Here is a 13,136-nt window from a genome sequence, read left to right as displayed (position 1 = left end):
GGGTCTCCGGATGTGCTGCGTCGCGCTGCCGCTGAGGGCAGCCCGGCCCGGCCGTCGCCGGCCTTCGGGCCCGGCGAGCTCGGATCCGGCCCTGCGGTCTCAGCCGTTCCACGCAGCGAGCAGCGCGATGGAGATGCCCAGCCGCCAGCGCATACCGAGCGAGTAGGCCCCGACCCGGCGACCGCGTGCATCGGTCATTTTCACCAGCCGCAGCGCCCCCTCGATCCGCTCCTCAGGCACTCCGCGCAGCTTGGCGTGCACCTTCAGCGTCTCGTCGCCCGTCAGCGTCGGCCACAGGCCGGGCACTTCGATCAGCGCGCCGACTTCGGCGAGTGTCTCCCGGCCGACCGGCCTGCCGAAGATCTTGATGCTGCCGGACGTCGGCCGCTGCAGCCCGAGCAGCGCCTTCATCAGCGTCGTCTTTCCCGCGCCGTTCGGCCCGAGCAGGCCGTAGACCTCGCCGGACTTCACGGTGAGATCCACACCGTCCAGCGCGCGGTGCGTGCCGTAGTGCTTGTGCAGCTGACGGATCACCAGGGCGTCCGCAGTCTGTGTGCCGGGTGTTCCCACGGACATGGTCAGATCTCCTTACGGATCATGTGCAGGCGGCCGAGGAAGAGCAGGACCACGGTGAGCACCGTGGCGAGGCCCAGAGCAAGGGGGATCGCGGACATCTCGGTGACGGGGCTGTCCTCCGGCAGTGGCACCCCGTTGGGCCCGATGCCGGCAAGCGGCAGTACCACCCGCATCGGCCAGGCGAACGGGACGGCGAACCAGAACACCTTGTCCGAGACCAGAGCCCCGCACAGCAGGCCCGCGACGCCGACTCCGATGCTGGGCCCCATGCCCCACATGACGGCCACGAGGACCGCCAGCGCCGTCATGGAGAGGCCGACCAGCCACGGCAGGTAGACCGCCGCGGCCACCGTTCCGATGCCTTCCGGGAAGCGTCCGCTGATCACCGAGCCGAGCGAGAGCATCGCGAGGAGCACCGTCGAGGAGACGAAGCCCAGGACGCCCAGCGCGGCGACCTTGGCGACGAAGTAGCGCCCCCGTGGCACGCCGTACGAGAGGAGCAGCCGCCAAGGGTCCTGGTCCGCGCGGACGGTCAGCGCGGCGGCGAGCGCGGCCGTCATGGGCACCAGGACGCCCCAGAACTCGAGGGTGACGTTGCGGAACACCTCGAAGGTCTGGCCGGCCTTCGCCTCGGAGGAACCGAGCGCGCCGATGAAGAGGGGAACGGTGATCACGACGGGGGCCAGCAGGTGGTACCAGAAGATGAACCCCCGCTTGTTGCGGGCGAGTTCGGTGCCCGTGACCGTCGCCAGTGAAGGATTGTCCCGCCGCCCCGCCCTGAGGGGGACAGCCGTTTCGTGCGCCATGTGATCTCCTGCGGGCCGCTTTGTCTGTGCTCCCTGTACGTAGCGGGCCGGGGGGCTTCGGTTCACGGACTCGTCCCCGAGGCGACCCGGACGGGCCCGGGGCGCGCGCCCCCACGGCAGGGCATGACATGGCAGTTTCCGCAAGTCGGCAGCCGACTGACGGAAACCTGACGCGGGACTGCCGCTTGCCTGACAAACGACTCATCACGGAGTGAGCCGGTGCGAAGGTCATCTGGCGTCGCCGGGCAGGCATGGTCCGGCCCCACCATCGTCTGGGAGGAAATTCATGAAGACGCTCCGCCGCGTACTCGTTCCCGCAGTAATGGCCCTCGCGCTGGGGGGATTCGTGGCGCCTGCGGCCTCGGCCGCCGGCAGTTCGCCCGAGGCCGTCGCGCACAGCGCCGGAATTCTGCGGACCTGGCATGCCACCGTGCAGTGCCAGATCGTCCGCATCATTGACAACAACGTCGTGGGCTACGACCGGGCCGACGGCACCGGCAACTCCAAGGAGAACGCGATCAAGGCCGCGAAGGCCAACGTCCCCGTGCCTCAGGGCCACTACAAGCGCCACTGCGACGCAAAGCGCGTCTGGTAGCGTGCAAAGGGAGGCGAGTGAGAGCTCGCCTCCCTTTTCTTTTCAATTCGGACCCCGTTTCTGATTCATTCCGAAGGAAATTGTCTCCGAGGAGGTCGGTGGGTTTTGCCGGACGAGCCGAGTGTGTGGGAAGTACGGCTGGGGATCTACGCGACCGAGAAGCAGGCGGAGGAAATCAAGGAGCGCATTGCCAGGCTTCTCTGCCCGGACCCGGATCACGCTCCGCCGTGCCCGGTCCCGTGGTCGGCGCTCCTTCTGCACGAGTCGGACCTCGATGACGACGAGGCCTACTCCGAGCTCGTGGACCAGGCCCGCATCGAGAGGCGCTGACTGCCGGCTCCTTCGTCATTCCGTCGGGTTCTGAAGTCCGGGTGGAGGAAGTGATCACCGCCCTCCGGGGCTGCCGCGTGAGCCGCGTCCGGGCGGTGCCGGGGGAGTGGCGTGTCCGGTGTGCCCCCGGGCAGGTGCCGCCGGAGTCCCGTTCCCGAGGCCGCCGCGCGCCCAACTGGCCGCCGCCGGACGGCGATCGGCGCGCCTCATGAGCGAGCGCCGACTCGGTGGAGCCACCCACGATGCGGCTTTCCGCGAACAACCGGGCAGAGACGCTCACTTGATGTGTGTCCGCTTGCGACGGTTATCAGATGGATCAATCTGACATTTCGTCCCGCCTCGCATCTTTCACTTTTTGAACTTTGAAACAGCGTCTTGCATGGACCGGGGGCCTGGAGCAAATATTCCCTCCAGTGCTTGTCAGGGACACGGCGGCCCCACCGTCGTGCGCTCATGGCTGCGCTCAACGGGCCCACCACCCCATAGGGCCCCCGTTCTCCAACTGGAGGAATCAGTGAGGATCACGCGCACCACCCCCCATCGCCTTGCGAGACGCGCGCGGCTGATCGCAGTGACATCCGGCTTCGCGGTCGCCGCCGCGCTTGCGCTCCCCGCGAGCGGCGCCTCAGCAGCCGAACCCGCCCCCACGAAGTTCAGCGCCGCCGCGCTCAGCGACGCGAGCCAGGCCCTGCGCACAGCAGATGTCGGCGGCGTCGCCTGGTACACCGACTCGAAGACCGACAAGGTCGTCGTGACGGCCGACCGCACGGTCTCCAAGGCCGACCTGGCCAAGATCAAGAAGGAAGCCGGCGTGAACGCCGGTGCCTACGAGATCAAGCGGACACCGGGCAAGTTCACCAAGTTCATAGCCGGCGGCGAAGCCATCACCACGGGCGGCGCCCGCTGCTCGCTCGGCTTCAACGTGCAGGACAGCAGCGGCACCAAGTACGCCCTGACCGCCGGTCACTGCACCAACATCGGCAGCTCCTGGTCGATCGGCACGACTGCCGGCAGCAGCTTCCCCGGCAACGACTACGGCATCATCCGCCACTCCGATCCGAACGCGGCTGACGGCCGTGTCTACCTCTACAACGGCGGCTACCAGGACATCACCAACGCCGGGAACCCCTCCGTCGGCCAGTCCGTGCAGCGCAGCGGCAGCACGACCGGACTGCACGGCGGCACCGTCCAGGCCCTGAACGTGTCCGTGAACTACGGCGCCGACGGCATCGTCAACGGGCTCATCCAGACCAACGTCTGCGCCGAGCCCGGCGACAGCGGCGGCGCGCTGTTCGCCGGCAGCACGGCCCTGGGCCTGACCTCCGGTGGCAGCGGCAACTGCTCCTCCGGCGGTACGACCTTCTTCCAGCCGGTCACCGAGGCGCTGAGCGCGTACGGCGTGAGCGTCTTCTGAACCACCTCACCGCGCGGCATGGACTCCCTCCCTGCCGCGCGGTGAGCGCCGGCCTGCGCACCCCTCAGGGGCGCAGGCCGGTTTCGTCTTGCGTCCTGCGTGGCTTCCCGGCTGCGGCTTCCTGCCCGGGGCTTCCTTAGTGTGGCGCCGGGGCGAAAGATTGAACGGTCCGGTGACGTGGCAGTCGACCTCCATGGCCCGGCGTGCCCCGCTGCATACCGTCGATGTGACGGGCCGTCCGGCCGTCGTCGCACCGCGGAGGACGAAGATGCAGGCCAAGGAGCACCCGGCGGAGACCGGTCCGCCGGAAGGTCACACCCCCGGACCCGGCGAGCACGGCGCACGCCGCGCCTCTCAACAGCCGGACGGACAGGGGCGGTTCACCCGATTGCGCGACGCCGCCCGCGGGGGCGGCAAGGGCAACTCGCCCCTCGGCCCGCCCCCGGGTCCGACGCGGCCGGGTTTCTGGCGCAGCCCCCTCCGCGGCCCGTGGCTGACCTCGATGTTCGGGGTGGTCCTCCTCGTCGGCATCACCGTGCTCTTCGTGACGGGCCTGCTCTCGTACGCCGCGTACAACCCCGGCCTGGGGCCGCCCAACGACAAGACGCCGGACAAGGGCTGGCTGGGCTTCTACCTCTTCCCCTGGCCGACGGACCCTCCGTGGCTGTACCGCCTCAATCAGGGTGTGCACGTCACGCTCGGGGTCGTCCTGGTGCCGTTCCTGCTGGCGAAGCTGTGGTCGGTGGTGCCGAAGCTGTTCACCTGGCCGCCGGTGCGCTCCCTCAGCCATGGGCTGGAGCGGCTTTCGCTGCTGCTGCTCGTCGGCGGGGCGCTCTTCGAGTTCGCCACCGGCCTGCTGAACGTGCAGCTGGACTACATCTTCCCCGGCTCCTTCTACACCCTCCACTTCTACGGAGCCTGGGTCTTCATCGGCGCCTTCGTCGTGCACATCGCCTTCCGCATCCCCGTCATGGCGCGGGCCCTGCGCAGCCGCGATCTGCGCAGGGAGCTGCGTACCCCCACCCGCCGCACCGAGCCCGAACCGCCCGACGCAACCGGCCTGGTCACCCCGGATCCGGCACCGGCGACGATGTCCCGGCGTGGCGCCCTGGGCATGGTCGGCGCAGGCTCACTCGTGCTGTTCGTGGTGACGGCCGGCCAGAGCATCGGCGGATCGCTGCGTGAGACGGCCGTACTGGCGCCGCGTCACACCGACCCCGGCACCGGACCCAACGGTTTCCAGATCAACAAGACGGCAGATGCGCGGGGCATCCGTGCCGCCGACGTCGGGGAGGACTGGCGGCTGACGGTGCGCTCCGGCGACCGGGAGAGGATCCTCTCCCGGCAGCAGCTGCTGGATCTGCCGCAGCACGCCGCCGCCCTCCCCATCGCGTGCGTAGAGGGGTGGTCGACCGACGACCAGGAGTGGAGCGGCGTCAGGCTGACGACGCTGGCGGCCCTGGTCGGGTTCCGCGACGATCCTCCGGACGTCTTCGTCGAATCGGCACAGCGCAGCGGCTCGTTCCGCTCGGCGGGCCTGCGCGACAACCAGGTCCGCGACCCGCGGTCCCTGCTCGCCCTCCACGTCAACGGAGCGGACCTGTCCCTGGACCACGGCTATCCCGCGCGCGTCATCGTTCCGGCCAACCCCGGTGTGAACAACACGAAGTGGGTCACGCGCCTGACCTTCGGAGCGCGGCCGTGACGGGCGGCCCGGCGGATGAGAGCTCGGGAGACAAGGACCCGAGGGGAGACAAGGACCCGAGGGGCGACGAGGGCCCGAGGGACGCGCGCCCTGGGGACAAGAGCCCGACGGGCGACCGGAGTTCGGGGGACCACAGCCCGGAGGAGAGGGGCCCGGAGGAGGGAGGCCCGGAGGAGAGGAGCCCGGAAAAGAGGGGCCCGGAGGAGAGGGGCCCGGAGGAGAGGAGCCCGGAAAAGAGGGGCCCGGAGGAGAGGGGCCCGGAGGAGGGAGGCCCGGAGGAGAGGAGCCCGGAGCGGGCCAAAGGCCTGGCTGCGTTCCGCGCGCGGTACGGGGAATCGCCGTTGCATCTGCTTCTGGTGCTCTGCTCGTTCGCGCTGGCCGGGTACGCCGGCGTCCGGCTGCTGGAGGGGGACACGCTCGGCGTCGTCCTGTGGTTCGTGGGCGCAGCGGTCGTGCACGACCTCGTCCTGGTTCCGCTCTACTCGGTCGCCGACCGTGCGCTGCGTGCCGTCACAGCATGGCCCCGCAAGGGCCGTGGGCGCGGGGCGGCGGCATCACCGGAGCAGCCGGGCCAGTCGGAGCAGGTCAACTATGTGCGGGTGCCCGCCGTCATTTCGCTGCTGCTCCTTCTCGTCTGGTTTCCGCTCATCCTGGACCGGGGCGGCCACTACGCCTCATACACCGGTCTCGAACCGGGCGTATTCATGGGCCGCTGGCTGCTGGTCACCGCGGCACTCTTCGCCGTCTCGGCCGTGTGCCTGCTGGCGCGGGCAGTGCGGGGACGGCGGCGGGCGCACCGTGAGGACGGGGTCTAGTGCTGTGACCGGTAAGGCTCACCGGCTCGCGACGCCCGGCACGCACCTCTCCCCTGGCTTCGCCGGGGTGGGGTCTCCCCGGCGAAGCCAGGGGAAGTGCCCCCAGCGTTGTCGGAGTCGCCTGAGTACTCCCTCCCCTGGCTTCGGATGGGGAACCCCAAGGCTTCGCATGGGGAACCCAGCCCTTCGGCATGGGGAACCCCAGTACGAGGACGATCCTCCGCCTTGCGATGTGTCCCCTCGCTTTCGCGGTGGAGACCCCATGCACCGGACGCCGCGAGCTTCCCGGGAAACTCTCCCGGCCACAGCACTAGGGCGTTTCTTTTGGATCATCGGGCTGACCAGATGTGGATCGCGGCGATGTGGAGTGCGGCGAGGTAGATGGTGGCGGTCTTGTCGTAGCGGGTGGCCAGGCCGCGCCATTGCTTGAGCTTGTTGATGCAGCGCTCGACGGTGTTGCGGTGTTTGTAGACCTCGCGGTCAAAGGCCGGTGGTCTGCCGCCGCGTTGGCCGAGTCGTTTGCGGTGGGCGGCTTGGTCGGCGGGCTGGGGGATGACCGCCCGGATCCCGCGTCTGCGGAGTTCTGTGCGGATGGCGCGGGATGAGTAGGCCTTGTCCGCCAGGAGCACATCGGGTGTGGTGCGTGGCCGGCCGCCTCGTGGCCGGGGCACGCGCAGGTGTGCCATGACCTTCGGGAAGGCGGGTGCGTCACCGGCCTGGCCCGGGGTGAGAGTGAACGCCAGTGGACGGCATTGGCCGTCGGCTGCCAGATGGATCTTGGTGGTCAGTCCGCCGCGGGAGCGTCCGAGGGCATGATCGTGTGGCTCGCCTGCCGGGGCCCCTTTTGACGGGCCCCGGCCGCGTGCTGGTGAGCGCGGACAATGGTGGAGTCGACCGCGACGGCCCACTCGAGATCGTCTTCGGCGTCGGCCTGGGCCAGGAGGGCGGTCAGCACGCGTTCCCAGGTGCCATCGGCGGCCCAGGTCCGCAGCCGGTTGTGCACGCCCTTCCACGAGCCGAACTCGGCGGGCAGGTCCATCCACGGCGTTCCGGTCCGGTACTTGTAGGCGATCGCGTCGATCACCTGCCGGTGGTCACGCCACCGGCCGCCCCGCTTGGGTGTCCGGTCCGGCAGCAACGGCTCAATCCGCGCCCACTGCGCGTTAGTTAACGGCACACCACAATCAACGAGCAGATGATCCGCAAGAAACGCCCTAGCGCCCGCCTTCCCGTCATGTCCGTCGTGCGGCCTTCCGCCGTACGACGGCGAATCCGTGTGCGGGCAGCGTCACCTGGGCGTCCGGACCGGGGACGGTACGCAGGCCGCGCGGCCGTGCCCGGACGTCGTACAGCTCGACGGTCACAGGTCCCTGACCGGGCAGCGTCACCCCGGCCGTGTGCGCCCGTCCGTCGCCGTTGTGGAGGAGAGCGATGCTCCGCTCCGGCCCGTGGAGCACCCGTCGTGCCACGACGGGCCGCACCAACACGGCGTCGACGCGCAGCGGATGCTCTCCGACGGCTTCGGCGCGCGCCCGCAGCCGTCCTCCCGGTGCGAACGTCTCCGGCAGCGCAACAGGCGTGAGCGCACCGGGCGCCGCGGTGATGCCCTGGTCTCCGGCAGTGCCGTGGTCGACGCGGGTGGCCCGGGGGCCGGAGCCGCGGGCGCCCCAGCGCGTCGCGCCGGCGTCGGTGTCGGGGACGAGGTTGACGACCGGCGAGGCGAGCAGGGGCCCTTCCGTGTCGTCGGGCAGCGTCCACGAGATGCCTCCGCCCTCGCGCAGGGCGGCGTAGGCGCCGCCGCTGTACTGCGACTCCCCGGTCCAGGGCGAGTCGGGGCTCACGGACTCGGCGGCTCCCGTCAGTTCGCCCTTCTCGGCCTCCAACACGCGCAGTCCGTCACGTTGGCCGGTGCCGCCCAGGCCCAGCGGGGAAGCGGCGGAGCGCGCGCCGCCGCGGTCGCTGAGCGAGTCGAGGGCGAGCATCGAGAGCAGGCCGTGAATGGTGGATTCGGCCCCGGAGTTGCGGTTGATCTTGCCGTCGGGTGCGACGCCGTCGAAGGTGACGCCGGTGTCCGGGTCGTAGACGGCTTCGCCTGCCGCGTTCGCCCCGAAGTACCAGGCGGCGGTGAGCGCCGCCAGCGGATACAGGCCCGGTGCGCCGCCGTTCTCGGCGACGGTGAGCAGGGCGCGCAGGCGGGAGTCGACGCCGTACGCGATCTGGTTGCGGTCGACGGGGGCGGGCAGCCAGCCGTTGTCGCAACCTCCGGCCGTCAGCAGTTCGGGAGTGAAACCGGCCGTGTCGGCGAGCGCGGTACGGAGCAGGCCGGGGCGTGAGAGCACGGACGCCGCGGTCGCGAGCGCGGTCGGCATCTGGGCGCCCCAGGCGTGCCACTGCGAGACCGCCGCCGCGCTGGGCAGCACCGCCCCGTACGGCCAACGGCCCGGACCGCCGGAGGCCAACGCGGCGATGCCTTCGGCCAGTTGTGCCGTGGCCGTCCGGGCGCGGGTGCCGCCGCCCGACCGCACGTAGGCGGCGAGGCCGAGCACCGCCTCCGAGGAGGCGTCCGCGCCGTGGGTGATGAGCCACGCGGGCACACGGCGGCCGTCGGCGGTCTCCCATGTCCCGTACCGGCTCAGCACATCGCGTTCGAGGGCGGTCAGGGCCAGTTCGAGGCGGTCGCGGAGGAACGCGGCGAAGGCGGGGTCGGTACGGCGGAACGCTTCGAAGCCCTCTCCGAGCGCCCAGACGAACCGTGCCAGCCAGTAGGACGGGCCCGAGTCCGAGGGGTCGGGCTTCTCGGGCGGGTAGGCGCTGCGAGTGAGGGTGCCGTCGGCCTGCTGCCACAGGACGACGTTGCCGGCGTGGGGGCCGTCGGTCGTCTGGAGGTAGCAGATGCCGCGCAGCAGTTGTCGGGCCGAGTCGCGGCTGCGGCCGGAGCCCGTGCTCACCCAGTGCCGAAGATGCACGACGGCGGCGCGGGCCATGTCGTCGGCGTTGAAGGCGCCTTGCTCGTAGTGGCCGGTGCCGGGGTCGAGCTTTCCGCCGCCGATGCGCCGGTACGAGCCGTCGTCCTGCCGTTCCGCGTAGGTCCACAGCGTGCCGAGCCGGGGCTCCTCCCGCAGCCGGTAGGTGTCGTGCCCCGGGAGCGGTGCCGGCTCGACCGTGTCGCCGAGGAAGCGGAGGTGGGCGAGGTTGGTCAGGCGGCCCGTGCCACCGCGGGTGCCGGGGGAGGCTGCGCGTGCCGGTGGGGCCCCGAGCAGTGAGGAGGCCGGTACGGCAGCGCCCAGGGCGAGGAGTCTTCTGCGGGGCACACTCATGGTCTCGGCTCCTCTTCCCTGTCTTCTTCTTCCGGGCGTTCGACTGCGTCCCGGCGTGCGTTCCGGCCTGTTCTCCGGCGCGTTTCCGGCCGCGTCCTGGCCCGTGCCCGACCGCACCGGTCTTCGCCGTCCGGCTGGAGGATCTCGCACCCTGCCCGTTTAAATCGGTTTAGACAACCCCGCGGACAGACTTGGAGCGCCCCGCGCCGCCCGCGGTGTCTCGTTCAGATCATGGGGATGACCGCATGAGGATGCCCGCTGCGGCGTTCGGCCAGGAAGCAACGGCGCAATCCGCGTCCGCTGCACATCAGTCGGCGGCACACCCCGGCCAACACCCGACCGGCCCGGCGGAACGCCCTGGTCGTAGGCGTGGCGGTGGTGTCTCACCCGGCATCATCACGCCGTTGGTACGGGTCGGGAGCCGGCCGGGCTGCGGGCACCGGCCCGGCCGGCTGCCGGCCGGGCCGAGGCGGGCCGAGGCCGGCCGTCGCGGGTGCGCGGGCAGGAGGGCTCAGGCTTCGGCGCCGTGGCGGGACTTGGTGTCGCGGCTCAGTTCCTCGTTGATGCGCTGGGCTTCTTCGAGCTGGTCTTCGAGGATGATGATGCGGCAGGCGGCCTCGATGGGAGTGCCCTGGTCGACGAGTTCGCGGGCTCGGGCGGCGATGCGCAGCTGGTAGCGGGAGTAGCGGCGGTGGCCGCCTTCGGAGCGCAGGGGGTTGATGAGGCGGGCCTCGCCGACGGCGCGAAGGAAGGCGGGGGTGGTGCCGAGTATTTCGGCGGCACGGCCCATGGTGAAAGCGGGGTAGTCGTCGTCGTCGAGACGACCGAGTGAGTTGTCCTCTGTCATTTGCACCTCTGTTGGGGGAACGCATCGTGGGGCCCTGGTGCCGAACGGCACCAGGGCCCCGAGGGATTTGAACACCATCTGCCGGCTTACTGCAGTGCCGGCCTTCTCGTTCCGCACCGACCCCCGGAAGAGGGGAGCGCGTGCGGGGATCGCGGATGCGTGACCGTGGGACCACCTTCCATTCCGGGGCCTGCGGTACCCGGGCTGTCGATGTCCTCGCCCGGGCGATCCTGGATGGCGTCTGCCTCCTTCTGTCTCTTTCCTGCGGTTCAACCTGCTTGCCACTACGGGTACTGCGTTCTTACGGCGGCTCCTGGTGAGCCACCCGGCCCGGCAGTCAGCGAGGGGACCCCGAATCCTTCCGGCCCCGCCACTCCACTGCCGTGCCCAACCTGCTGGTCCTGCATGCGCGGCAGTTCGTCCTCTGCCGCGCCTTCTCGATCTCTTGGCTACGAGGAAGACACTAACCCCGGGAGGCTCACATGTCTACTCCCGCCATGACAGATTTTCTGTGAGAAGGAATGCCGGCTTCTGTCCTCCCTTGCCCCCGAAAAGCTGCACCGGAGAGCACTGCCGGCGGAGTATGAAGGTCAGCCGGGGCGGGCATGCGCCTGGGCACGGCAAGAGCGGCACAACGATCCAAGTGGGGTGTACGCGCATGAACAGCACGATGATCACCAGCATGCCGAATCCCGAAGCGACCGTCGTGCGGGGCGAGCGCTCATGCGACGTTCACAAGGCCCGCGACGCCGCCCGTGCCTTCACCGACAGCCTCACGCCGGCACCGGACGGCTCCCTGGCGGACACCTTGGTCCTGGTGGTCTCCGAACTCGTCACCAACGCCCTGCGTCACGGTGGCGGCCGGTACACCCTCGAGTTGTCCGCCGGGCCGGACGCGCTGGCCGCCGCGGTCACCGACCCCAGTCCGGCACGCCCGTGCGAGCGGACGCCCGACCGCAGCGGCGGCAGCGGCGGCTTCGGCTGGCACATGATCCGCAGCGTCACCAGCCGCGTGACCATCACGCTCGGCCCCGGGCCCGGCAAGACCATCCACGTCCGGCTCCCGCGAGAGCTCCGCCCGGAACCGGAGGGCGCGTCCGGCGCGAGAGCTGATCTTGCCTGCGCACGGTGACGACCCGGATCACGGACGCAGCCGGGCCACCGGCACGCAAGTCATGCCGGCCGCACTGCCGCCGCCGGGCGGCGCGACATGTGTGTGCGTGGGTCCGGTCGGCGCGGGCAACGCGCGGAGGCGTGAGCTTCGTCGCCGGCCGGAGGCGAGTCGTCCTTGACCGTCCGGACGAAGACCAGCGGCGAGTCCCGGCGGAGTCGCCGTCCAGTGCCGACGACTTCTGACTCACGCCTTAGAACTGGTCTCATTTGGTGAGGTAGTGGTGGCGGATGGGCATGGCCCAGCGCACTGGGGCGGAAAGCGCGTGACAAGTGCGCCGCCAAGCACGCAGGGTGTGAGCATGCTTGATCACATTGCCATCCAGGTGCGCGACATCGCGGCCAGCGCCGCGTTCTACGACGCCGTACTCGCCCCGCTCGGCGGCGAGCGCAAGAAGCAGTTCGGCGAGAACATCAGCTTCGGCATCACCGGACACCCGCTGTGGCTGGTCCCCGCGAACGACCCTTCGCCCGCGCGCGAGTTGCACATCGCCTTCGCTGCGGCCGACCGCGCCACCGTGGACGCCTTCTATGCTGCGGCCGTCGCGGTGGGTGCCGAGGTCCTGCACGCGCCTCGACTGTGGCCTGAGTACCACGAGTCGTACTACGGAGCCTTCGTCCGCGATCCCGACGGCAACAACGTAGAGGCTGTCTGCCACCGGTCCTAAGAATTCGTCTCATTTGTTGAGTCTGCGGTAGCAGATGAGGGTGCAGGCAATGCTGGTGAAGGCGAGGAAGTGGTCTGCCTTGCGTTCGTAGCGGCGGTGGAGACGGCGGCAGCCGGCGAGCCAGGCCATGGTGCGTTCGATGGTCCAGCGGTGGCGGCCCAGCCGTTGGGAGGTCTCGACGCCTTTGCGGGCGATGCGGTGGGTAATGCCGCGTCCGCGTAACCAGCTCCGCAGGTGGTCGTAGTCGTAGCCCTTGTCGCCGTGGAGCTTGTCCGGCCGACGCCGGCGCCGCCCGCGCCGCGACCGGATCGGCGGGATGCTCTTGACCAGGGGTATCAGTGCCTGGCTGTCGTGCGTGTTGGCACCGGAGATGCCGACGGATAGCGGCAAGCCGGTGCGGTCGGTGATCAGATGGATCTTCGACCCCTTCTTGCCCCGATCGACAGGATTCGGACCTGTCAGCGCCCCCCTTTGAGGGCCCGCATGTTCACGAGTCGATCGCGCAGCGCGTCCAGTCGAGCTCTCCGCGGCCGCCCAGCTCGTCCAGGACCACGCGGTGGAGCCTGGCCCACACCCGAGCCTTCGACCATTCGGCGAACCTGCGGTGAGCCGTTGGTCCTGAGGGGCCGAAGGAAGGGGGAAGCTGCCGCCAGGTGCAGCCCGTCGTGGCGACGAAGATGATCGCCGCTAGTACCTCCCGGTCCGCGTACCTGCGACGGCCGCCGCCCTGCGGTCGCGCAGGTGCCTCGGGCACCACTCGCTGGAACAGCTCCCACAATTCATCCGGCACCAAGCGCTCCACGATCCCCACGACCGCAGGCTACCGACTGCTACCCCAAATGAGACAAGCTCTTAGCGCCGGATCGCCCTCCTGTCGAGTCCGTCGTACGAAC

The 13,136-nt window shown here is 70.1% G+C and carries 13 protein-coding genes; 7 read left to right on the top strand and 6 right to left on the bottom strand.

All coding sequences use genetic code 11. The features are described from left to right. Positions 1-99: 99 nt before the first annotated feature. Together EV375_RS28155 and EV375_RS28150 are read right to left on the bottom strand one after the other, a co-directional pair. Positions 100-576, bottom strand: a complete 477-nt coding sequence (locus EV375_RS28155; RefSeq protein ID WP_486588846.1) for an ABC transporter ATP-binding protein — start codon at positions 574-576, stop codon at positions 100-102. Between the two features lie 2 nt (positions 577-578). Then, positions 579-1,382 (bottom strand): ABC transporter permease, encoded by an 804-nt coding sequence (locus tag EV375_RS28150; RefSeq protein ID WP_130302718.1) that lies wholly within the window; start codon positions 1,380-1,382, stop codon positions 579-581. Positions 1,383-1,668: 286 nt separating this feature from the next. On the opposite strand from EV375_RS28150, the gene EV375_RS28145 reads away from it, so the two are divergent. From EV375_RS28145 to EV375_RS28120, 5 genes are all read left to right on the top strand, one after another. Continuing rightward, the gene (locus tag EV375_RS28145) at positions 1,669-1,977 is read left to right on the top strand and encodes a hypothetical protein (protein ID WP_130302717.1); all 309 of its coding nucleotides are present in this window, start codon (positions 1,669-1,671) and stop codon (positions 1,975-1,977) included. A gap of 105 nt (positions 1,978-2,082) precedes the next feature. Next, positions 2,083-2,307: a hypothetical protein gene (locus EV375_RS28140; protein ID WP_055487772.1), complete on the top strand. Its 225-nt coding sequence runs from the start codon at positions 2,083-2,085 to the stop codon at positions 2,305-2,307. Between the two features lie 514 nt (positions 2,308-2,821). Continuing rightward, the gene (locus EV375_RS28135; RefSeq protein ID WP_165434862.1) at positions 2,822-3,721 is read left to right on the top strand and encodes an alpha-lytic protease prodomain-containing protein; all 900 of its coding nucleotides are present in this window, start codon (positions 2,822-2,824) and stop codon (positions 3,719-3,721) included. Positions 3,722-4,223: 502 nt separating this feature from the next. Continuing rightward, positions 4,224-5,426 (top strand): molybdopterin-dependent oxidoreductase, encoded by a 1,203-nt coding sequence (locus tag EV375_RS28130; RefSeq protein ID WP_486588883.1) that lies wholly within the window; start codon positions 4,224-4,226, stop codon positions 5,424-5,426. A gap of 305 nt (positions 5,427-5,731) precedes the next feature. Then, a complete protein-coding gene (locus EV375_RS28120) occupies positions 5,732-6,241 on the top strand; it encodes a hypothetical protein (protein ID WP_130302938.1) in 510 nt (169 codons plus the stop codon). Positions 6,242-6,570: 329 nt separating this feature from the next. Here the strand turns inward: EV375_RS28120 and EV375_RS28115 are convergent. From EV375_RS28115 to EV375_RS28105, 3 genes are all read right to left on the bottom strand, one after another. Further along, a protein-coding gene (locus tag EV375_RS28115; protein WP_486588845.1) for an IS5 family transposase occupies positions 6,571-7,418 on the bottom strand; the annotation gives its coding sequence in 2 pieces (ribosomal slippage) (positions 6,571-7,088 and positions 7,088-7,418; 849 coding nt in all). A gap of 55 nt (positions 7,419-7,473) precedes the next feature. Then, positions 7,474-9,558, bottom strand: coding sequence for a hypothetical protein (locus tag EV375_RS28110; RefSeq protein ID WP_130302716.1), 2,085 nt, complete (start codon positions 9,556-9,558; stop codon positions 7,474-7,476). A 511-nt stretch (positions 9,559-10,069) separates the two neighbouring features. After that, positions 10,070-10,405: a MerR family transcriptional regulator gene (locus EV375_RS28105; protein ID WP_130302715.1), complete on the bottom strand. Its 336-nt coding sequence runs from the start codon at positions 10,403-10,405 to the stop codon at positions 10,070-10,072. Positions 10,406-11,063: 658 nt separating this feature from the next. Between EV375_RS28105 and EV375_RS28100 the strand changes: the two genes are divergently transcribed. Both EV375_RS28100 and EV375_RS28095 read left to right on the top strand, forming a co-directional pair. Further along, positions 11,064-11,537 carry an ATP-binding protein gene (locus tag EV375_RS28100; RefSeq protein WP_130302714.1) on the top strand — a complete coding sequence of 158 codons (474 nt, stop codon included), beginning with the start codon at positions 11,064-11,066 and terminating at the stop codon, positions 11,535-11,537. Between the two features lie 340 nt (positions 11,538-11,877). Continuing rightward, positions 11,878-12,243, top strand: a complete 366-nt coding sequence (locus tag EV375_RS28095; protein WP_130302713.1) for a VOC family protein — start codon at positions 11,878-11,880, stop codon at positions 12,241-12,243. 9 nt (positions 12,244-12,252) lie between these two features. On the opposite strand, the gene EV375_RS28090 is transcribed toward EV375_RS28095, so the two are convergent. Then, positions 12,253-13,045 (bottom strand): IS5 family transposase gene (locus EV375_RS28090; protein WP_486588882.1). Its coding sequence is split into 2 segments (ribosomal slippage): positions 12,253-12,733 and positions 12,732-13,045, totalling 795 coding nucleotides; the frame shifts between segments, so codons are not numbered across the junction. Between the last annotated feature and the right edge of the window lie 91 nt (positions 13,046-13,136).

The organism is Streptomyces sp. CNZ301 (genome assembly GCF_004217425.1).
The sequence above is the reverse complement of the archived record's forward strand: the minus strand, read 5'-3'. Positions and strand labels throughout refer to the sequence as shown.

Bases quoted from the DNA above. Each gene is read 5' to 3' on its own strand.
- EV375_RS28110 (WP_130302716.1), bottom strand. From the start codon at position 9,558: ATGAGTGTGCCCCGCAGAAGACTCCTCGCCCTGGGCGCTGCCGTACCG.
- EV375_RS28130 (WP_486588883.1), top strand. From the start codon at position 4,224: ATGTTCGGGGTGGTCCTCCTCGTCGGCATCACCGTGCTCTTCGTGACG.
- EV375_RS28095 (WP_130302713.1), top strand. From the start codon at position 11,878: ATGCTTGATCACATTGCCATCCAGGTGCGCGACATCGCGGCCAGCGCC.
- EV375_RS28145 (WP_130302717.1), top strand. From the start codon at position 1,669: ATGAAGACGCTCCGCCGCGTACTCGTTCCCGCAGTAATGGCCCTCGCG.
- EV375_RS28100 (WP_130302714.1), top strand. From the start codon at position 11,064: ATGAACAGCACGATGATCACCAGCATGCCGAATCCCGAAGCGACCGTC.
- EV375_RS28150 (WP_130302718.1), bottom strand. From the start codon at position 1,382: ATGGCGCACGAAACGGCTGTCCCCCTCAGGGCGGGGCGGCGGGACAAT.
- EV375_RS28105 (WP_130302715.1), bottom strand. From the start codon at position 10,405: ATGACAGAGGACAACTCACTCGGTCGTCTCGACGACGACGACTACCCC.
- EV375_RS28155 (WP_486588846.1), bottom strand. From the start codon at position 576: ATGTCCGTGGGAACACCCGGCACACAGACTGCGGACGCCCTGGTGATC.